Consider the following 19,421-nt stretch of genomic DNA (forward strand, 5'->3'; position numbering starts at 1 on the left):
GCTCCGCGGACCGGCTCAGGGTGTCGCGGTCCAGCGGAAGCGGGCCGCCCGGCGCTCCAGGAACGCGCTGACCCCCTCGGCGGTGTCGCCACTGCCGCGCGCCTGTTCCGCCCAGTACCCGTCCCGATCGGTGCGGCCCGCCGCGAACTCCTTGGCGGCTGCCTGCGTCAGCTGTGAGCGGCCCACGAGGATCCGCGTGAACTCGGCCACCCGCGCGTCCAGTTCGTCCTCGGCCGTCACCTCGTCGACCAGGCCCGTGCGCAGCGCCCGCCCGGTGCCGATCAACTCGCCCGAGAACAGCAGGTACTTGGCGGTCGCCGGGCCCACCAGTGACGCGAGCCGGCGGGTCGAGGACGCCGGGTAGACGATGCCCAGCCTGGCCGGGGTCACCCCGAACAGCGAGTTCTCCGCCGCGAAGCGCAGATCGCAGGCGGCCGCGAGCTGGCAGCCGCCGCCCACGCAGTACCCGCGGACCGCCGCGAGCGTCGGTTTGGGGAAGGCGGCCAGCGCCTCCTCGGCGGCGACGGCCAGCTCCTGCGCGGCGCCCGCGTCCCCGCCGAGCGTGGAGATGTCGGCGCCGGCGCAGAAGGTGCCGCCCGCGCCGGTCAGGACGAGGACGCGGACGGCCGGGTCCGCCGCCAGGGTGTCGAGCAGCGGCGGCAGCGCGGCCCACATGGTGTCGGTCATGGCGTTGCGCCGGGCCGGATGGTCGATGACGACGGTGGCGACCGCGTCGGTCACCGAGTGGGCGAGGGACGGTGCGGGGGACATGCGGCGGATGGTATCCAGCCCATCTGCCGGACGATCAGGAAGGGCCCCGCCCGCCCCTGTCGCCCGGTGCCTCTCGTACTTCAAACTGAAGAGCACCCGAAAGAAGAAGAACCGCGACAGGTTCGGTCACACATCTGCCGCGAGCGCACGACAGCGGTCGAATTCCGCCGATACTCGCTGACTTCTGGTCAGTCCGGCGGTCCGGACCAGCGGACTCTCAACACTCGAAGCGTGGTGACAATCGAGCGCAAGGGCGGGGACCGGACGATGAACGACCACGGGAGCGCGCCCCCCGAGCATGCCGCGGGCGGGCCGCTGCCGTACGAGGGGGTGTGGCGGTTCACGGCGCAGGCGGTCGACGCGTCGGTGCCGCAGGCCCGGCGGGCGGTGCGCGACCTGCTGGCCCGGCAGGGCGTGCCCGCCCCGGACGACCTGGTGCACGGACTGCTGGTGATCGTCTCCGAGCTGGTGACCAACGCGGTCAAGCACGCCGCCCTGCTCTCCCCGACGCTGGCCGTCGAGGTCGCCGTCGGCGCGGAGTGGGTGCGGGTCTCCGTGGAGGACGACCACCCCTACCGGCCGACGGCCCTGGAGGCCACCAGTGGTCAGACCGGTGGCCGCGGGCTGCTCCTCGTACGGGAGATCACGGCGGAGGCGGGCGGCGTCTGCGACGTCGAGCACACCGCGAGCGGGGGCAAGGTGATCTGGGCCGCCCTGCCCCTCAAACCCCTGGACGCCTGAGCGTCACCAGCCCGCCGAGGGGCCCGTCAGCTCCCTGACCGCAGGACGCGCGGCGTCGAGCACGGTCATGAACCACGACGAGAACGGGTCCTTCGCGTGCCGCTCGGCGAGCTCCTGCGCGGTCACGAACGCGATCTGCCCGACCTCCTCCGGGTCCGGGGCCGGCGGAGCCTGCACCATCCCCACGAAGAGGTGGTTGAACTCCTGCTCCACCAGACCCGAGTCGGGGTCCGGGTGGTTGTAGCGCACGGTGCCGGCCTCCGCCATCAGCGACGGCGAGACGCCCAGCTCCTCGAAGGTGCGCCGGGCGGCCGCCGCGAACGGGGCCTCGCCCGGGTACGGGTGGCCGCAGCAGGTGTTCGACCACACGCCGGGGGAGTGGTACTTGCCGAGCGCCCGCTGCTGGAGCAGCAGCCGCCCCTGCTCGTCGAAGAGGAAGACCGAGAAGGCTCTGTGCAGTTGCCCCGGCGCCTGGTGCGCGGCGAGCTTCTCCGCGGTGCCGATCGTCCTGCCGTCCTCGTCGACGAGTTCGAGCAAGATCGCTTCTCCGGTGCCGTTCGACGCGTTGTTCGCCGCGGTGGCAGGTGTGGTCGGCATACCCATCCTTCGCTTCGGTCTTCTGGCCCCAAGTCTGCCGTACGCGACGGACCGTCACGCTCCGCGCCGCGTCCCGCATGTCTCGCACATCAGACGCGCGGGTCGCCCGGCGTGATCAATGACACAGCCCGGCCTCGTGCTCCGCGTGGCCGCCGGGCTCCAGCTGGAAGGTGCAGTGCGCGACGTCGAAGTGGTCGCCCAGGCACTCCTGGAGGGCGTGCAGCATCTTCTCGTTGCCGAGCGCGTCGAGCGTCTCCGCGGAGACGACCACGTGCGCGGAGAGCACCGGCATACCCGAGGTGATGGTCCAGGCGTGCAGGTCGTGGACGTCCACCACACCGGGCAGGGCGAGGACGTGCTGCCTGACCAGGGCCATGTCGACCCCCTTGGGCGCGGACTCCAGCAGCACGTCCAGCGTCTCGCGCAGCAGCGCGAGCGTCCGCGGGACGATCATGAGGCCGATGACGAGCGAGGCGATCGGGTCCGCGGCCTGCCAGCCGGTGGTGAGGACGACCGTCGCGGAGACGAGCACCGCGACGGACCCGAGGGCGTCCGCCGCGACCTCCAGGAACGCGCCGCGCACGTTCAGGCTCGCCGCCCGCCCCCTCGCCAGCAGGGAGAGCGAGATCATGTTCGCGGCCAGGCCGACGAGGGCGTAGACGATCGTCGTACCGCCGGCGGTCTCGGCCGGCTCCAGGAACCGCCGGACCGCCTCGACCAGGACGTAGCCGCCCACGCCGAGCAGCAGCAGGCAGTTGGCGAGGGCGGCCAGGATCTCGGCGCGCGCGTACCCGAAGGTGCGCCGCTCGCCGGCCGGACGGTTCGCGAAGTGGATCGCGAGCAGGGCCATGGCGAGCCCCAGCGCGTCCGTGGCCATGTGGGCCGCGTCCGCGATCAGGGCGAGCGAGTCGGCCACGAGCCCGCCGACGATCTCCACCACCATCACGGTCACCGTGATGCCGAGCGCGACCCGCAGCCGGCCCCGGTGGGCGGAGGCGGCCGTCCCCGTCGTGGCACCCGGGCCGCGCCCGTGATCGTGTCCGGCACCCATGGAACCCGCACCGTCCTCCGCGTCGGCCCGCCGAGCCGCCCCGCACCGGGGCGGCGAGCCCAGTCAGCTACGGGTGGGGGGTATCCGCAAACACGGCGACGAACACCGTTTCCACCGCCGTGACCTGCGCGGACGCGATGCCCCGGGGGTCCCGCGGCGCGGGCGGCCTCAGCCGGTGTGCGCCCCGGGGTGCCGCAGCCGCCAGCCCTCCCAGGCCGACGCGACCATCTCGCGCACGCTGTGCGCGGCGGACCAGCCCAGCTCCTTCTCCGCCAGCGCCGACGACCCCACCGCGCGCGCCGCGTCGCCGGGCCGGCGCGGCTCGACCAGCGCGGGCCTGCGGTCGCCCGTCACGTCCGCGATCAGATCCACCAGTTCGCGTACGGAAACGCCCTGGCCGGTGCCGATGTTCAGGGTCAGATCGCCGCTGACGTCCGCCCGGGACAGCCGCCGCACCGCCGCCAGATGCGCCTGCGCGAGGTCGGCGACATGGATGTAGTCGCGCACGCAGGTGCCGTCCGGCGTCGGATAGTCGTCACCGAAGATCCGCGGCGCCTCGCCCCGCGTCAGCCGGTCGAAGACCATCGGGATCACGTTGAACACACCGGTGTCGGCGAGCGCGGGCTCGGCGGCCCCCGCGACGTTGAAGTAGCGCAGGCAGGTCGTCGCCATCCCGTGCGCGTGCCCGGCCGCCCGCACCAGCCACTCGCCCGCGAGCTTCGTCTCGCCGTACGGGTTCACCGGCGCACACGGCGTCGACTCGGTGATCAGCTCCGAGACGGGCACGTCGGGATTGCCGTAGACCGCCGCCGACGAGGAGAACACGAACCGGCGCACGCCCGCCGCGGCGACCGTCTCCAGGAGCGTGGCGAGCCCGCCGACGTTCTCCCGGTAGTACAGCTCCGGCCGCTCGACCGACTCGCCGACCTGCTTCTGCGCGGCCAGGTGCACGACCCCGGCCACCCCGTGCTCGGCGCACACCCGGGCCACCAGCTCCGGGTCCGCCGCCGCACCGCGCACCAGCGGGATTTCCGGCGGCAACCGGTCGGGCACCCCCGACGTCACGTTGTCGAGCACGACGACGGGCTCGCCCGCCGCGGCCATCGCCCGCGCGACGTGTGCCCCGATGTATCCGGCTCCGCCGGTGATCAGCCATGTCATGACGCACCACCCTAAGCCGGTCACGCCCCGGCCCGGGTTTGTGGCCCGGCCCCTTGATCGACAATGATGACCGGGCGGTCTCGGCAACGCGGACCGCGTGGGACAGGGGCTGATCGGACCGTAAACAGGCGGTGAACGCCTGCTTCAGATCATCCGATAGCCTCTGCCGACATGCCGCCCGGCCCAGCCCCGCGAACAGGGGTGCAAGGGTGCGGGGCGCCCCCCTTCGTGCATGAGCCCGGCGCGCTCGCGTCGGCACCCAAGGAGTGAGTTCGTCTGTCGACCGCCATCGTCACCGGTCAGCCGGTCCCCGGGTCGTCCCTGGAGGGCGATCTGCGGGCACTCGGCTTCGACGTGCGGCTCGCCCCGGACGCCACGGACGCCCGGGCGGCGCTCGCGGCGGTCCCCGGCGACCAGCGCGTCGCGGTCGTCGACGCGGGCTTCGTGGGCCATGCCCACGCCCTGCGCCTCGGCCTCACCGACCCCCGCTTCGCCGCCTCCGCCGTGCCCGGCGCGGTCACCGCACAGCCCCGCGCCCGGCAGGCGCTGGACCGGGCCGTCACCGAGAACGGCATCGCCCCCGACGCCGTGGCCAAGAGCCTGGAGGCCGGCGGCACCGCCGTGCACCGCCCCGTCCTCGGCGAACTCGTCGCCGCCGTGCCGCACGATCCGCAGGCCCGCAACGAGGCCCGCCAGCGCGTGGCCGCCGTCGACGACGAGGCGATCCGGCTGCGCACCGCCGTCAAGGCGCGCGACGGGTTCTTCACCACGCACTGCGTCAGCCCCTACTCCCGCTACATCGCGCGCTGGTGCGCCCGCCGCGGCCTCACCCCGAACCAGGTGACCACCGCGTCGCTGCTCACCGCGCTGGTCGCGGCGGGCTGCGCGGCCACCGGCACCCGCCCCGGCTTCGTCGCCGCGGGCCTGCTGCTGCTCTTCTCCTTCGTCCTGGACTGCACCGACGGGCAGCTCGCCCGCTACTCGTTGCAGTACTCGACCCTCGGCGCCTGGCTGGACGCGACCTTCGACCGCGCCAAGGAGTACGCCTACTACGCGGGCCTCGCACTCGGCGCCGCGCACGCGAGCGGCGCCGCCCGGGACGACGTGTGGGCGCTCGCGCTCGGCGCGATGGTCCTCCAGACCTGCCGGCACGTCGTCGACTTCTCCTTCAACGAGGCGAACCACGACGCCAGCGCCAACACCAGCCCCACCGCCGCCCTCTCCGACAAGCTCGACAGCGTCGGCTGGACGGTCTGGCTGCGCCGGATGATAGTGCTGCCGATCGGCGAACGCTGGGCGCTCATCGCGGTCCTCACCGCCCTCACCACCCCGCGCATCACCTTCTACGTGCTGCTCGTGGGCTGCGCGCTCGCCGCCTGCTACACCACCGCGGGCCGTGTCCTGCGCTCCCTGACCCGCCGCGCCCGGCGCACCGACCGCGCCGCCGAGGCCCTCGCCGAGCTGGCCGACTCCGGGCCGCTCGCCCAGGCCGTCGCCCGCGTCGGCAAGGGCGCCGCGGCCCCCGTCGTCGCCGCGCTCGGCGGCGCGGCCGTCGTCGCCACGAGCGCCTTCACCCCGTTCGGCAGCGGCTGGCCGGTGCTGGCCGCCGCCGTGTACTGCGTCACGTCCGGGCTCGCCGTCGCCCGCCCCCTCAAGGGTGCGCTCGACTGGCTCGTACCCCCGGTGTTCCGGGCCTGCGAGTACCTGACCGTCCTGGTCCTCGCGGCCCGCGCGGACGTGAACGGGGCCCTGCCCGCGGCTTTCGGTCTGGTGGCGGCGGTCGCCTACCATCACTACGACACGGTGTATCGCATCCGTGGCGACGCCGGAGCCCCCCCGCACTGGCTGGTGCGGGCGATCGGCGGACACGAGGGCCGCACGCTGGTGGTCACCGCGGTGGCCGCCCTGCTCACGCCCACAGATTTCACCGTCGCGCTCACGGCCCTCGCCGTGCTCGTGGCACTCGTGGTGCTCGCCGAGAGCATCCGCTTCTGGGTCTCTGCTGGAGCACCCGCCGTACACGATGAAGGAGAACCCGCATGATCGGCCTCGTCCTGGCCGCCGGCGCAGGCAGCCGGCTCCGCCCCTACACCGAGACGCTCCCCAAGGCGCTCGTGCCAGTCGTGGGCGAGGGAACCGAGAACGAGCTCTCCGTCCTCGACCTCACCCTGAAGAACTTCGCGGAGATCGGCCTCACCGAGGTCGGCATCATCGTCGGCTACCGCAAGGAAGTCGTCTACGAGCGCAAGGCGGCCCTGGAAGCGAAGTACGGCCTGAAGCTGACGCTGATCGAGAACGACGTCGCCGAGAAGTGGAACAACGCCTACTCGCTGTGGTGCGGCCGTGACGCCATCAAGCACACCGTGATCCTCGCCAACGGCGACACCGTGCACCCGGTCTCCGTCGAGAAGACGCTGCTCGCCGCCCGCGGCGACGGCAAGAAGATCATCCTCGCCCTGGACACCGTGAAGGACCTCGGCGACGAGGAGATGAAGGTCGTCGCCGACCCCGAGGCGGGCGTCCAGAAGATCACGAAGCTAATGGACCCGTCCGAGGCCACCGGCGAGTACATCGGTGTCACCCTCATCGAGGGCGAGGCCGCCGACGAGCTGGCCGACGCCCTGAAGGCCACGTACGAGCGCGACCCGCAGCTCTACTACGAGGACGGCTACCAGGAGCTCGTCAACCGCGGCTTCAAGGTCGACGTCGCGCCCATCGGCGACGTCAGCTGGGTCGAGATCGACAACCACGACGACCTCGCCAAGGCACGGGAGATCGCGTGCCAGTACTGACGAGGCTGATCCCCTCGCCGGTCGTCGTCGACATCCGGCCGGGGGCGCTCGACGACCTGGCCAAGGTCCTCGCCGACCAGAGGATCTCGTCGTCCACGGGACGCCTGGCCATCGCGATCAGCGGTGGCTCGGGCGCGGCGCTGCGCGCCCGCCTGGAGCCCTCGCTGCCCCGCGCCGACTGGTTCGAGGTCGGCGGCGGCACGCTCGACGACGCCGTCAAGCTCGCCGACGAGATCAAGAAGGCGGGCCGCTACGACGCCATCGTCGGGCTCGGCGGCGGCAAGATCATCGACTGCGGCAAGTTCGCCGCGGCGCGGGTGGGCCTGCCGCTGGTCGCCGTCGCGACGAACCTGTCGCACGACGGCCTCTGCTCGCCGGTCGCGACCCTCGACAACGACGCGGGCCGCGGCAGCTACGGCGTGCCGAACCCGATCGCCGTCGTCATCGACCTCGACATCATCCGTGAGGCCCCGGTCCGCTTCGTGCGCTCCGGCATCGGCGACGCCCTGTCCAACATCTCCGCGGTCGCGGACTGGGAGCTGGCCGCCCGCGAGCGCGGCGAGGACATCGACGGCCTGGCCGCCGCCATGGCCCGCCAGGCCGGCGAGGCCGTCATGCGCCACCCCGGCGGCATCGGCGACGACGCGTTCCTCCAGGTGCTCGCCGAGGGCCTGGTCATGACCGGTATCGCCATGTCGGTGTCGGGCGACTCGCGGCCGGCGTCCGGCGCCTGCCACGAGATCAACCACGCCTTCGACCTCCTCTACCCCAAGCGCGCCGCCAGCCACGGCGAGCAGTGCGGTCTGGGCGCGGCCTTCGCCATGCACCTGCGCGGTGCCCACGCGGAGTCCGCGTACATGACCGAGGTGCTCCGCCGCCACGGGCTGCCCGTGCTGCCCGAGGAGATCGGCTTCACCGTGGAGGAGTTCGTCAAGGTCGTGGAGTTCGCTCCGCAGACCCGCCCGGGCCGCTACACGATCCTCGAACATCTCGACCTGTCCACCGACCAGATCAGGGACGCTTACGCCGACTATGCAAAAGCCATCGGTAGCTGAGCTCCGCCCGGTCGTCCACCCCGCCGGGGTGAAGGACCGCCGGAGCGGTGAGCACTGGATGGGCCGGCTCTACATGCGCGAGGTCTCGCTGCGTGTCGACCGCCACCTCGTGAACACCAAGGTCTCGCCCAACCAGCTGACCTACCTGATGACCGTCTGCGGCGTGCTGGCCGCCCCCGCGCTGCTCGTCCCGGGCATCTGGGGCGCGGTCCTCGGCGTGATCGCGGTCCAGCTGTACCTGCTGCTGGACTGCGTCGACGGCGAGATCGCCCGCTGGCGCAAGCAGTACTCGCTGGCGGGTGTCTGGATGGACCGCGTCGGCGCGTACCTCACCGACGCGGCCGTCCTCGTCGGCTTCGGCCTGCGCGCCGCCGACCTGTGGGGCACCGGCCGGATCGACTGGCTGTGGGCCTTCCTCGGCACGCTCGCCGCGCTCGGCGCCATCATGATCAAGGCCGAGACGGACCTCGTCGGCCTGGCCCGCGCGGCCACCGGCAAGGAGCAGGTCAAGGAGTCCGCGTCCGAGATGCGCTCCTCCGGCATGGCGCTGGCCCGCCGCGCCGCCGGCGCGCTCAAGTTCCACCGGCTCATCCTCGGCATCGAGGCGTCGCTGCTCATCCTGGTCCTCGCGATCGTCGACCAGGTCCGCGGCGACCTGTTCTTCACGCGCCTCGGGGTGGCCGTCCTGGCGGGCATCGCGCTCCTCCAGACCCTGCTCCACCTCGTGTCGATCCTCGCGTCGAGCAGGCTGAAGTGAGCACGGGGGTCCAGCGGCCGACGGTCGGCGCGGTGATCATCACCATGGGCAACCGCCCGGCCGAGCTGCGCGCACTCCTCGACTCGGTCGCCAAGCAGGACGGCGACCCGGTCGAGGTGGTCGTGGTCGGCAACGGCTCCCCGGTGCCGGAGGTCCCCGCGGGCGTACGGACCGTGGAGCTGCCCGAGAACCTGGGCATCCCCGGGGGCCGCAACGTGGGCATCGAGGCGTTCGGCCCCTCCGGCGGCGACGTCGACATCCTGATGTTCCTGGACGACGACGGCCTGCTGCCGCTCACCGACACCGCGCAGAAGTGCCGCGAGGCGTTCGCCGCGGACGCCCGGCTCGGCATCGTCAGCTTCCGCATCGCGGACCCCGACACCGGTGAGACCCAGCGCCGGCACGTCCCGCGGCTGCGCGCCGCCGACCCGCTGCGCTCCTCGCGCGTGACGACCTTCCTCGGCGGCGCCAGCGCCTGCCGCACCCGGGTCATCGCCGAGGTCGGCGCGCTGCCCGGCGAGTTCTTCTACGCCCACGAGGAGACCGACCTCGCCTGGCGGGCCCTCGACGCGGGCTGGCAGATCGACTACCGCGCCGACATGGTGCTGCACCACCCGACGACGGCCCCGTCCCGGCACGCGGTCTACCACCGCATGGTGGCCCGCAACCGGGTCTGGCTCGCCCGCCGCAACCTGCCCGCGCCCCTGATCCCGGTCTACCTGGGCGTCTGGCTGCTCCTCACCCTGGCCCGCCGGCCCTCGGGCCCCGCCCTCAGGGCCTGGCTCGGCGGGTTCAAGGAGGGCTGGACCAGTCCCTGCGGTCCGCGGCGCCCCATGAGGTGGCGCACGGTGTGGCGGCTGACCCGACTGGGCCGACCTCCCGTGATCTGACAAGCTCTTTTCTGAGAGCATGCGGGGCGAAACATGTCCTCTGCTTGTGCCGATGCCCGACCAGGCTGCGCTTTTGTAGACGAAAGTTCCCTTCTGTGAGTGAGACAACGCATGACGGCGGTGTCGCGGTGAGCGCGTCCCCGTCACCCGACGACGGGCTCTCCCCTGCCGAGCTCGCCGCCAAGTACGGCTTGTCCGTCAGCGGTGCCCGCCCCGGTCTGAGCGAGTACGTACGCCAGCTGTGGGGCCGACGCCACTTCATCATCGCCTTCTCGCAGGCGAAGCTGACCGCCCAGTACAGCCAGGCCAAGCTCGGCCAGGTCTGGCAGGTGGCGACCCCGCTGCTGAACGCGGCGGTCTACTACCTGATCTTCGGCCTGATCCTCGGCGCCGACCGGGGCATGGGCAAGGAGACGTACATCCCGTTCCTCGTGACGGGTGTCTTCGTCTTCACCTTCACGCAGTCCTCCGTGATGGCGGGCGTGCGGGCGATCTCCGGAAACCTCGGCCTGGTGCGCGCGCTGCACTTCCCGCGCGCCTCGCTGCCCATCTCCTTCGCCCTCCAGCAGCTCCAGCAGCTGCTCTTCTCGATGATCGTGCTGTTCATCGTGGCGTGCGCGTTCGGCAGCTATCCGAGCCTGCGCTGGCTGGTGATCGTCCCGGCGCTGCTGCTCCAGCTGCTCTTCAACGTCGGCCTGGCGCTGATCATGGCGAGGGCCGGTGCCAAGACCCCGGACCTGGCCCAGCTCATGCCGTTCGTGATGCGTACGTGGATGTACGCGTCCGGCGTCATGTTCGCCATCCCGATCATGCTGAAGGACCACTCGCAGTGGATCTCGGACGTCCTTCAGTGGAACCCCGCGGCGATCTACATGGACCTGATGCGCTACGCGCTCGTCGACGGCTACCCCCACGAGTGGCTGCCGCCGCACGTCTGGGCGGTCGCCCTCGGCTGGGCCGTGCTCGTCGCCATCGGTGGCTTCGTCTACTTCTGGAAGTCAGAGGAGAGGTACGGCCGTGGCTGATCTCGACAGGACCGCCGATGCCCCGATCCCCACGGTCATCGCCGACGAACTGCACATCGTCTACCGCGTCAACGGCGCGAAGACGGGCAAGGGCAGTGCCACCTCGGCGCTGAGCCGGATACTCAAGCGCGGCGAGGAGCGCGGGGTGCGCAAGGTGCACGCGGTGCGCGGCGTCTCCTTCACCTCCTACCGCGGCGAGGCGATCGGCCTGATCGGCTCGAACGGCTCGGGCAAGTCGACGCTGCTGCGCGCCATCGCCGGCCTGCTCCCCGCCGAGAAGGGCAAGGTCTACACCGACGGCCAGCCCTCGCTGCTCGGCGTGAACGCGGCGCTGATGAACGACCTGACGGGCGAGCGCAACGTCATCCTCGGCGGCCTCGCCATGGGCATGTCGCGCGAGGAGATCAAGTCGCGCTACCAGGACATCGTCGACTTCTCGGGCATCAACGAGAAGGGCGACTTCATCACCCTGCCCATGCGGACGTACTCGTCCGGCATGGCGGCGCGGCTGCGGTTCTCCATCGCCGCGGCCAAGGACCACGACGTCCTGATGATCGACGAGGCCCTGGCCACGGGTGACCGCAAGTTCCAGAAGCGCTCCGAGGCCCGCATCCGCGAGCTGCGCAAGGAGGCCGGCACGGTCTTCCTGGTCAGCCACAACAACAAGTCCATCCGCGACACCTGCGACCGCGTCCTGTGGCTGGAGCGCGGGGAGCTGCGCATGGACGGCCCGACGGCCGAGGTGCTCAAGGAGTACGAGAAGTTCACGGGCAAGTAGTCCGCGCACCCGCCCCCGGCGACCCAGGCCCCACCGGCTCCTGACGGTGGGGCCTTCGGCGTCGCCGACCGCGCCCGTCCGAGATGGCTGTAATTTGCATGTAATTCCCGATCATGGTCAAGGAGAGGTCAACTTCCTTGCCGCCAGGGAATCTTGGCGCCAATCGGTGTGTTGTTGTGATGTGCAGAACACCCCGCCGTGGCGGCCGTCGTTGTACAACGTAAGCTGTACCGGTGCCGAATCGCGGCAAGTGGGGCGATAATGCACGGCCTCCCGGCTCATCGGGGGGCTGCTCAACCGCGCGGACGGCCGGGCGGCGTGTCCGAAATGGGATGTATTGGGTCCGCAGTGTAGAACGGGAGATGTGACGGCAATGGCTACGGAAACTCTCCAGGTCCACGAGGCTTTCGCCGTCGTTCCGGAAGCGGACCGCACCCGGTGAGCCCATCCTCCCGTGTGCGCCCGGACTCCGCGGCGGACGCCACCCTCGACAAGGCCGCCGACGAGAACTTCCCGGTGGCCCCGGCCTTCCTCCCGCGCGCCTGGCGCGACGACCTGATGGCCGTCTACGGCTACGCGCGCCTGGTCGACGACATCGGCGACGGCGACCTCGCCCCCGGCGGCGCGGACGCCCGCCGGCTCGGCGTGTCACCCGAACAGGCGGACGACCGGCTGGTGATGCTGGACGCCCTGGAGGCCGACCTCCACCAGGTCTTCGACGGCACGCCGAGCCACCCGCTGCTGGCCGCCCTCCAGCCCACCGTGCGCCGCCGCGCACTGACCCCCGAGCCGTTCCTCGGGCTGCTCCGGGCGAACCGCCAGGACCAGCTCGTCACGGGCTACGAGACCTACGACGACCTGCTCGCCTACTGCGAGCTGTCCGCCAACCCCGTGGGCCGCCTCGTCCTCGCCATCACCGGCACCTCGACCCCCGAGCGCATCCGCCGCTCGGACGCGGTCTGCACCGGACTGCAGATCGTCGAACACCTCCAGGACGTGGCCGAGGATCTCGGCCGCGACCGCATCTACCTGCCTGCCGAGGACATGAGACAGTTCCACGTCGCCGAAGCGGATCTCGCCGCACCGACCGCGGGCGCATCGGTGCGCGCGCTGGTCGCGTACGAAGCGGATCGCGCCCTGCGGCTCTTGAATGAAGGCACCCCCCTGGTGGGTAGCGTCCACGGCAGGCTGAAGCTGCTGCTGGCCGGTTTCGTGGCAGGGGGGAAGGCGGCGGTCCACGCGATCACCGCCGAGAAGTACGACGTCCTACCTGGACCACCGAAGCCCACCAAGCTCCGGCTGCTGCGCGAGGTGGGAGCGACGCTGCGAGGAGAGGGGTGAGCAAGGCCGTGGAACCTGAACAGCACGTGTCGGCACCGGTGCTCGCCGCATACAGCTACTGCGAGACCGTCACCGGACACCAGGCGCGCAATTTCGCCTATGGGATCCGGCTGCTGCCGAGCGCGAAGCGACGGGCCATGTCGGCGGTGTACGCGTTCTCGCGCCGCGTCGACGACATCGGCGACGGCACGCTGCCGCCGGACGTCAAGGCGCAGCGGCTCGACGAGACCCGGGCACTGCTCGCCCGGGTCCGGGCCGGCGAGGTCGCCGAGGACGACACCGACCCGGTGGCCGTCGCCCTGGCGCACGCCGCCGACCGGTTCCCGATCCCGCTCGGCGGGCTCGACGAGCTGATCGACGGCGTCCTGATGGACCTGCGCGGCGAGACGTACGAGACCTGGGACGACCTGGAGGTGTACTGCCGGTGCGTCGCCGGCGCCATCGGACGGGTCTCCCTCGGCGTCTTCGGCACCGAGCCGGGGGCCCGCGGCGCCGAGCGCGCGTCCGAGTACGCCGACACCCTGGGGCTCGCGCTCCAGCTGACCAACATCCTGCGCGACGTCCGCGAGGACGCCGCCGACGGGCGCACCTACCTGCCCGCCGAGGACCTCGCCAAATTCGGCTGCTCGGCCGGATTCGACTCCGCGGTGCCGCCCTCGGGCTCGGACTTCGCGGGGCTGGTCCACTTCGAGGTGCGGCGCGCCCGCGCCCTCTTCGCCGAGGGCTACCGGCTGCTGCCGCTGCTCGACCGGCGCTCCGGGGCCTGCGTCGCCGCCATGGCCGGAATCTACCGGCGCCTGCTCGACCGCATCGAGCGCGAGCCGGAGGCCGTGCTGCGCGGCCGCGTCTCGCTGCCCGGGCACGAGAAGGCGTACGTCGCCGTGCGCGGCCTGTCCGGGCTCGACGCGCGGACCGTCTCCCGCGCGTCGTCGCGCGCCGCGCTCAGGAGGCGCGTCTGATGGGCGGCGCGGGGCGCGGCGGTCTCGACGGCGCACAGAGCGCGAAACGGCGGGCAACCCTCCGGGGCGGCGCGGCGTCCCTGCTGGCAACGGCCGGTCATGATGTCGCCACATCCGTCGAAACCGGCCACACGCCGGCCGTACGCACCGTCAGACGCACCGAGGGGGAGAGCGCATGAGCAGCCACGCGCGGACGTCGGACGACGAGGCGCGACAGCCCGTCGCCGTCGTCGTCGGCGGCGGGCTCGCGGGCATCACCGCCGCGCTCGCCCTCGCCGACGGCGGCATGGACGTCACGCTCCTGGAGGGCCGCCCCCGGCTCGGCGGACTCGCCTTCTCCTTCCGGCGCGGCGACCTGACCGTCGACAACGGCCAGCACGTGTACCTGCGCTGCTGCACCGCCTACCGCTGGTTCCTCGACCGCATCGACGCCACCGACCTCGCACCGGTCCAGGACCGTCTCGACGTGCCCGTGCTCGACGCGGACCGCAACCGGCTCGGACGGCTGCGGCGCAGCGCGCTGCCCGTGCCCCTGCACCTGGCCCGGAGCCTGGCCACGTACCCGCACCTGTCCCTGGCCGAACGCGCCAACGTCGCCCGGGCCGCCCTCGCCCTCAAGGGCCTGGACCTCGCCGATCCGGCGCTCGACGAGCGGGACTTCGGATCCTGGCTGGCCGAGCACGGCCAGTCGCGGCGGGCCGTCGACGCGCTGTGGGACCTGGTCGGCGTCGCCACCCTGAACGCCGTGGCGGGCGAGTGCTCGCTCGCGCTGGCCGCCATGGTGTTCAAGACCGGCCTGCTGTCCGACCCCGGCGCCGCCGACATCGGCTGGGCCCGGGTGCCCCTCGGCGACCTGCACGACACGCTCGCCCGCAAGGCGCTCGACGCCGCGGGCGTGACCATCGGGCTCCGGACACGAGTCACCTCCATCTCCCGTACCGACAACGGGCGTTGGACAGTGGAGGTTCCCGAGGGGCCCGACGGGTCCGGCCGGCTCCTCACCGCCGACACCGTCGTCCTCGCCGTGCCCCAGCGCGAGACCCACGACCTGCTGCCGGACGGCGCCCTCGACGCCCCCGAGCGGCTGCTCGACCTCGGCACCGCACCGATCCTGAACCTGCACGTGGTCTACGACCGCCCCGTGCTCAAACGTCCCTTCTTCACCGCGCTGGGCTCCCCGGTGCAATGGGTGTTCGACCGCACCGAGGCGTCCGGGCTCACCGAGGTCCCCGCCCTGGCCGGGGGGCAGTACCTCGCCGTCTCCCAGTCGGCCGCCCAGGACGACATCGACGAGCCCGTCGCCGCCCTGCGCGAGCGCTACCTGCCCGAGCTGGAGCGGCTGCTCCCGGCGGCACGCGGCGCCCGCGTCCACGACTTCTTCGTGACCCGGGAACGCACCGCCACCTTCGCGCCCGCCCCGGGCACCGGCGCCCTGCGGCCGTCGGCGCGCACCCGCGCCCCCGGCCTCTACCTGGCCGGCGCGTGGACCGCCACCGGCTGGCCCGCGACGATGGAGAGCGCGGTGCGCAGCGGGGTCGGCGCCGCGGACGCGGCCCTCGCCGCACAGGGCCGCCCCCGCGGCCATCTGTTCCGGGAGGCGGCGTGAGCCTCGACCTCCCCTCGGTAGAAACGCCCCAGACGGCCGGACCGTCGACGACGGCCGGAACGCCACATCAAGGAGAGACTGTGCCACCTGTGCCCTCGGCCGAAGAGGCTGCCGACGCGGTGGACGTGACCGCGCTTCTCGAGCGCGGCCGAACCCTGACCACGCCCGTGCTGAAAGAGGCCGTGGAGCGGCTCGCGCCGCCCATGGACACCGTCGCCGCCTACCACTTCGGGTGGATCGACGCCGCGGGCAACCCGGCCGACGGCGACGGCGGCAAGGCGGTGCGCCCCGCGCTCGCCGTGCTCTCCGCGCAGGCCGCCGGCGCCGCCCCCGAGGTGGGCGTCCCCGGCGCCGTCGCGGTCGAGCTGGTCCACAACTTCTCGCTGCTGCACGACGACCTGATGGACGGCGACGAGCAGCGCCGGCACCGCGACACCGTGTGGAAGGTGCACGGCCCCGCCCAGGCGATCCTCGTCGGCGACGCGCTGTTCGCCCTCGCCAACGAGCTGCTCCTGGAGATCGCCTCCGTGGACGCCGGCCGCGCCACCCGCCGCCTCACCACCGCCACCCGCGCCCTGATCGACGGCCAGGCGCAGGACATCTCCTACGAGCACCGCGAGCGCGTCAGCGTCGAGGAGTGCCTGGAGATGGAGGGCAACAAGACGGGCGCCCTGCTCGCCTGCGCCTCCTCCATCGGCGCGGTCCTCGGCGGCGCCGACGACGTCACCGCCGACGCCCTGGAGAAGTACGGTTACCACCTGGGCCTGGCCTTCCAGGCCGTCGACGACCTCCTCGGCATCTGGGGCGACCCGGACGCCACGGGCAAGCAGACCTGGAGCGACCTGCGCCAGCGCAAGAAGTCGCTGCCGGTCGTCGCCGCGCTCGCCGCGGGCGGCCCGGCCTCCGAGCAGCTGGGTGAACTCCTGGCCGCCGACGCCAAGAACAACGACTTCGACAACTTCTCCGAGGCGGAGTTCGCCGCCCGCGCCGCCCTCATCGACGAGGCCGGCGGACGCGAGTGGACCGCCGAAGAGGCCCGGCGCCAGCACAAGATCGCCCTCGAAGCCCTGGACACCGTCCAGATGCCCGCCACGGTGCGCGCCCAGTTCGCCGCGCTCGCCGACTTCGTCGTCGTACGAAAGAGATGATCACTATCGGCCGCATATGACTCGCAGTCGCCGGCCGGTGTCCCGCCAGGGCATCGGCCGACGGTTACCCAGCAGAGATGAACCACTGCACGAAGGGATAGCCATGACAGCGACGACCGACGGAAGCACCGGAGCGGCAGCTCCCGAAGCGTCCTCGGCCACCACTGCCCCCCTGACCGACACGACCCCCGAGGCGGCCGGGACACTCCACGCCGCCACCCGAGCCATACAGCGCGCCACGGACTTCCTGCTCGCCCGGCAGGACGCCCAGGGGTGGTGGAAGGGTGACCTCGACACCAACGTGACGATGGACGCCGAGGACCTGCTGCTCCGGCAGTTCCTCGGGATCCGCGACCAGGCCACCACCGATGCCTCCGCGCTCTTCATCCGCGGCGAGCAGCGGGACGACGGCACCTGGGCCACCTTCTACGGCGGGCCCGGCGAACTCTCCACCACCATCGAGGCGTACGTCGCCCTGCGGCTGGCCGGCGACGCCCCGGACGACCCGCACATGGCGAAGGCCGCCGCATGGGTGCGCGAGCGCGGCGGCATCGCCGCGAGCCGCGTCTTCACCCGGATCTGGCTGGCCCTGTTCGGCTGGTGGAAGTGGGACGACCTCCCCGAACTCCCGCCCGAGCTCATCTTCTTCCCGAAGTGGATGCCGCTCAACATCTACGACTTCGGGTGCTGGGCGCGGCAGACCATCGTGCCCCTCACCATCGTGTCCGCGAAGCGCCCGGTGCGGCCCGCGCCGTTCGCGCTGGACGAGCTGCACACCGACAGCCGCGACCCGAACCCGGCCAAGCCCCTTGCCCCCGTGGTGAGTTGGGACGGCGCGTTCCAGCGGCTCGACAAGCTCATGCACGGCTATCAGAAGGTGGCCCTGAAGCGGCTGCGCAAGGCCGCCGTCAACTCGGCCGGGCGCTGGATCATCGAGCGGCAGGAGAACGACGGCTGCTGGGGCGGCATCCAGCCGCCCGCGGTCTACTCGGTCATCGCCCTGCACCTGCTCGGCTACGACCTCGACCACCCCGTCCTGAAGGCCGGCCTCGCCTCCCTCGACCGGTTCGCGGTCTGGCGCGAGGACGGCTCGCGGATGATCGAGGCCTGCCAGTCGCCCGTCTGGGACACCTGTCTGGCCACCATCGCGCTCGCCGACGCCGGACTGCCCGGCGACCACCCGGCGCTCGTCAAGGCCGCCACCTGGATGATCGACGAGCAGATCGAGCGGCCCGGCGACTGGTCGGTGCGCAAGCCCGCGCTGGAGCCCGGCGGCTGGGCCTTCGAGTTCCACAACGACAACTACCCCGACATCGACGACACCGCCGAGGTCGTGCTCGCCCTGCGCCGGGTCGACCACCCGGACAAGGCGCGCCTGGAGCGGGCCATCGAGCGCGGTGTGCGCTGGAACCTCGGGATGCAGTCGAAGAACGGGGCGTGGGGCGCCTTCGACGTCGACAACACCAGCCCGTTCCCCAACCGGCTGCCGTTCTGCGACTTCGGCGAGGTCATCGACCCGCCGTCCGCCGACGTCACCGGGCACGTCGTCGAGATGCTCGCCATCGAGGGCCGCTCGCACGAACCGAGCACCCGCCGCGGCGTCGACTGGCTGCTCGCCGAACAGGAGGACAACGGGGCCTGGTTCGGCCGCTGGGGCGTCAACTACGTCTACGGCACCGGATCCGTGGTGCCCGCGCTCACCGCCGCCGGGCTGCCCGTCACGCACCCCGCGATCCGCCGCGCCGTCGACTGGCTGGAGTCGGTCCAGAACGAGGACGGCGGCTGGGGCGAGGACCTGCGCTCGTACCGCTACGAGGACTGGAAGGGGCACGGCGTCTCCACCGCCTCGCAGACCGCCTGGGCGCTGATGGCGCTGCTGTCGGCCGGCGAGCGGGACACCAAGGCCGTCGAGCGGGGGATCGCCTTCCTCGCCGAGACCCAGACCGAGGACGGCACCTGGGACGAGCCGTACTTCACCGGGACCGGCTTCCCCTGGGACTTCTCGATCAACTACCACCTGTACCGGCAGGTCTTCCCGCTGACCGCGCTCGGCCGGTACGTCCACGGCGAGCCGTTCAAGGACGCCTGATGGGCGACGACCCGGTGGCCGTGCGCCCACCGGACACCGCCGCGCTGCTCGTCGCCTGCGCGCTGGGCATCGAGCAGTTCGCGCTGCGCACCGGCGGCCGGGCCGGTGCGCGCACTCCCGTGACCGTGCTGCGCACGGGCATGGGGCCCAGGGCCGCCGAGCGGGCGACGGCCCGCGCCCTCGGCGACGAGGGGCTGCGCGGGGCCGCGGTGATCGCCACCGGGTTCTGCGCCGGGCTCGCGCCCGGTATGCACCCCGGCGACCTCGTCGTGGCCCAGGAGACCCGCGACGGGCACGGCAGCACCCCGTGCGTGAACACGGAACTGCTCGTCGAGGAACTGGTGAGGGCCGTGCCCGGACGGACCGTGCACACCGGCCCGCTCACCGGCTCCGACCACGTCGTCCGCGGCCACGAGCGCGGCGACCTGCTGGCCACCGGCGCGATCGCGGTCGACATGGAGTCGGCGGCCACGCTGCGCACGGCGGTCGGGGCCGGAGAGCGCCCGGTTGCGGCCGTCCGGGTGGTCGTCGACGCCCCGGAACACGAACTCGTCAGAATCAGCACGGTGCGCGGTGGACTATCTGCTTTCCGCGTCCTTCGTGCCGTCCTTCCCGCTTTTTTCGAATGGCACCGTTCTTTGCTGCTCCCTCGGAGGTGAG

The 19,421-nt window shown here is 72.3% G+C and carries 18 protein-coding genes; 14 read left to right on the forward strand and 4 right to left on the reverse strand.

The genetic code is table 11. The features are described from left to right. Positions 1-15: 15 nt before the first annotated feature. Positions 16-771, reverse strand: coding sequence for an enoyl-CoA hydratase/isomerase family protein (locus ACIP5K_RS14535; protein ID WP_401409270.1), 756 nt, complete (start codon positions 769-771; stop codon positions 16-18). Positions 772-1,002: 231 nt separating this feature from the next. Between ACIP5K_RS14535 and ACIP5K_RS14540 the strand changes: the two genes are divergently transcribed. Next, entirely contained in the window at positions 1,003-1,512 is a 510-nt protein-coding gene (locus tag ACIP5K_RS14540; protein WP_401409272.1) for an ATP-binding protein, read from the forward strand. Positions 1,513-1,515: 3 nt separating this feature from the next. Here ACIP5K_RS14540 and idi read toward each other — a convergent pair whose 3' ends face one another. From idi to galE, 3 genes are all read right to left on the reverse strand, one after another. After that, positions 1,516-2,109 (reverse strand): isopentenyl-diphosphate Delta-isomerase, encoded by a 594-nt coding sequence (gene idi / locus ACIP5K_RS14545; protein WP_401409274.1) that lies wholly within the window; start codon positions 2,107-2,109, stop codon positions 1,516-1,518. 115 nt (positions 2,110-2,224) lie between these two features. After that, the gene (locus tag ACIP5K_RS14550; RefSeq protein ID WP_401409277.1) at positions 2,225-3,160 is read right to left on the reverse strand and encodes a cation diffusion facilitator family transporter; all 936 of its coding nucleotides are present in this window, start codon (positions 3,158-3,160) and stop codon (positions 2,225-2,227) included. Positions 3,161-3,328: 168 nt separating this feature from the next. Further along, the gene (gene galE / locus ACIP5K_RS14555; protein WP_401409279.1) at positions 3,329-4,321 is read right to left on the reverse strand and encodes a UDP-glucose 4-epimerase GalE; all 993 of its coding nucleotides are present in this window, start codon (positions 4,319-4,321) and stop codon (positions 3,329-3,331) included. A 276-nt stretch (positions 4,322-4,597) separates the two neighbouring features. Between galE and ACIP5K_RS14560 the strand changes: the two genes are divergently transcribed. From ACIP5K_RS14560 to ACIP5K_RS14620, 13 genes are all read left to right on the forward strand, one after another. Further along, entirely contained in the window at positions 4,598-6,364 is a 1,767-nt protein-coding gene (locus ACIP5K_RS14560; protein WP_401410197.1) for a DUF5941 domain-containing protein, read from the forward strand. After that, positions 6,361-7,113 (forward strand): phosphocholine cytidylyltransferase family protein, encoded by a 753-nt coding sequence (locus tag ACIP5K_RS14565; RefSeq protein ID WP_361553677.1) that lies wholly within the window; start codon positions 6,361-6,363, stop codon positions 7,111-7,113. The genes ACIP5K_RS14560 and ACIP5K_RS14565 overlap by 4 nt, the downstream gene beginning before the upstream one ends. Further along, positions 7,101-8,168: an iron-containing alcohol dehydrogenase family protein gene (locus tag ACIP5K_RS14570; RefSeq protein WP_401409283.1), complete on the forward strand. Its 1,068-nt coding sequence runs from the start codon at positions 7,101-7,103 to the stop codon at positions 8,166-8,168. The genes ACIP5K_RS14565 and ACIP5K_RS14570 overlap by 13 nt, the downstream gene beginning before the upstream one ends. Next, positions 8,146-8,925 (forward strand): CDP-alcohol phosphatidyltransferase family protein, encoded by a 780-nt coding sequence (locus ACIP5K_RS14575; protein WP_401409286.1) that lies wholly within the window; start codon positions 8,146-8,148, stop codon positions 8,923-8,925. Before ACIP5K_RS14570 ends, ACIP5K_RS14575 begins: the two co-directional genes overlap by 23 nt. A gap of 44 nt (positions 8,926-8,969) precedes the next feature. Next, entirely contained in the window at positions 8,970-9,815 is an 846-nt protein-coding gene (locus ACIP5K_RS14580; RefSeq protein ID WP_401410199.1) for a glycosyltransferase family 2 protein, read from the forward strand. Positions 9,816-9,910: 95 nt separating this feature from the next. Next, on the forward strand, positions 9,911-10,840 hold the full coding sequence (locus ACIP5K_RS14585; protein ID WP_401409289.1) for an ABC transporter permease: 930 nt from the start codon (positions 9,911-9,913) through the stop codon (positions 10,838-10,840). Beyond that, complete coding sequence (locus ACIP5K_RS14590; protein WP_401409292.1) at positions 10,833-11,618, forward strand: ABC transporter ATP-binding protein; 786 nt, start codon at positions 10,833-10,835, stop codon at positions 11,616-11,618. The genes ACIP5K_RS14585 and ACIP5K_RS14590 overlap by 8 nt, the downstream gene beginning before the upstream one ends. 456 nt (positions 11,619-12,074) lie before the next feature. After that, positions 12,075-12,959: a squalene synthase HpnC gene (gene hpnC / locus ACIP5K_RS14595; RefSeq protein WP_401409295.1), complete on the forward strand. Its 885-nt coding sequence runs from the start codon at positions 12,075-12,077 to the stop codon at positions 12,957-12,959. Continuing rightward, entirely contained in the window at positions 12,956-13,918 is a 963-nt protein-coding gene (hpnD, locus tag ACIP5K_RS14600) for a presqualene diphosphate synthase HpnD (RefSeq protein ID WP_401409297.1), read from the forward strand. The genes hpnC and hpnD overlap by 4 nt, the downstream gene beginning before the upstream one ends. A gap of 175 nt (positions 13,919-14,093) precedes the next feature. Further along, positions 14,094-15,524: a hydroxysqualene dehydroxylase HpnE gene (hpnE, locus tag ACIP5K_RS14605; RefSeq protein WP_401409300.1), complete on the forward strand. Its 1,431-nt coding sequence runs from the start codon at positions 14,094-14,096 to the stop codon at positions 15,522-15,524. Positions 15,525-15,613: 89 nt separating this feature from the next. Then, positions 15,614-16,672, forward strand: a complete 1,059-nt coding sequence (locus ACIP5K_RS14610) for a polyprenyl synthetase family protein (protein WP_401410201.1) — start codon at positions 15,614-15,616, stop codon at positions 16,670-16,672. Between the two features lie 103 nt (positions 16,673-16,775). After that, positions 16,776-18,761, forward strand: coding sequence for a squalene--hopene cyclase (shc, locus tag ACIP5K_RS14615; protein WP_401409302.1), 1,986 nt, complete (start codon positions 16,776-16,778; stop codon positions 18,759-18,761). Further along, the gene (locus ACIP5K_RS14620) at positions 18,761-19,420 is read left to right on the forward strand and encodes a 1-hydroxy-2-methyl-2-butenyl 4-diphosphate reductase (RefSeq protein ID WP_401409305.1); all 660 of its coding nucleotides are present in this window, start codon (positions 18,761-18,763) and stop codon (positions 19,418-19,420) included. Before shc ends, ACIP5K_RS14620 begins: the two co-directional genes overlap by 1 nt. Position 19,421 lies beyond the last annotated feature (1 nt).

This window comes from Streptomyces sp. NPDC088785 (genome assembly GCF_044750685.1).
Classification (GTDB): Bacteria; Actinomycetota; Actinomycetes; order Streptomycetales; family Streptomycetaceae; genus Streptomyces.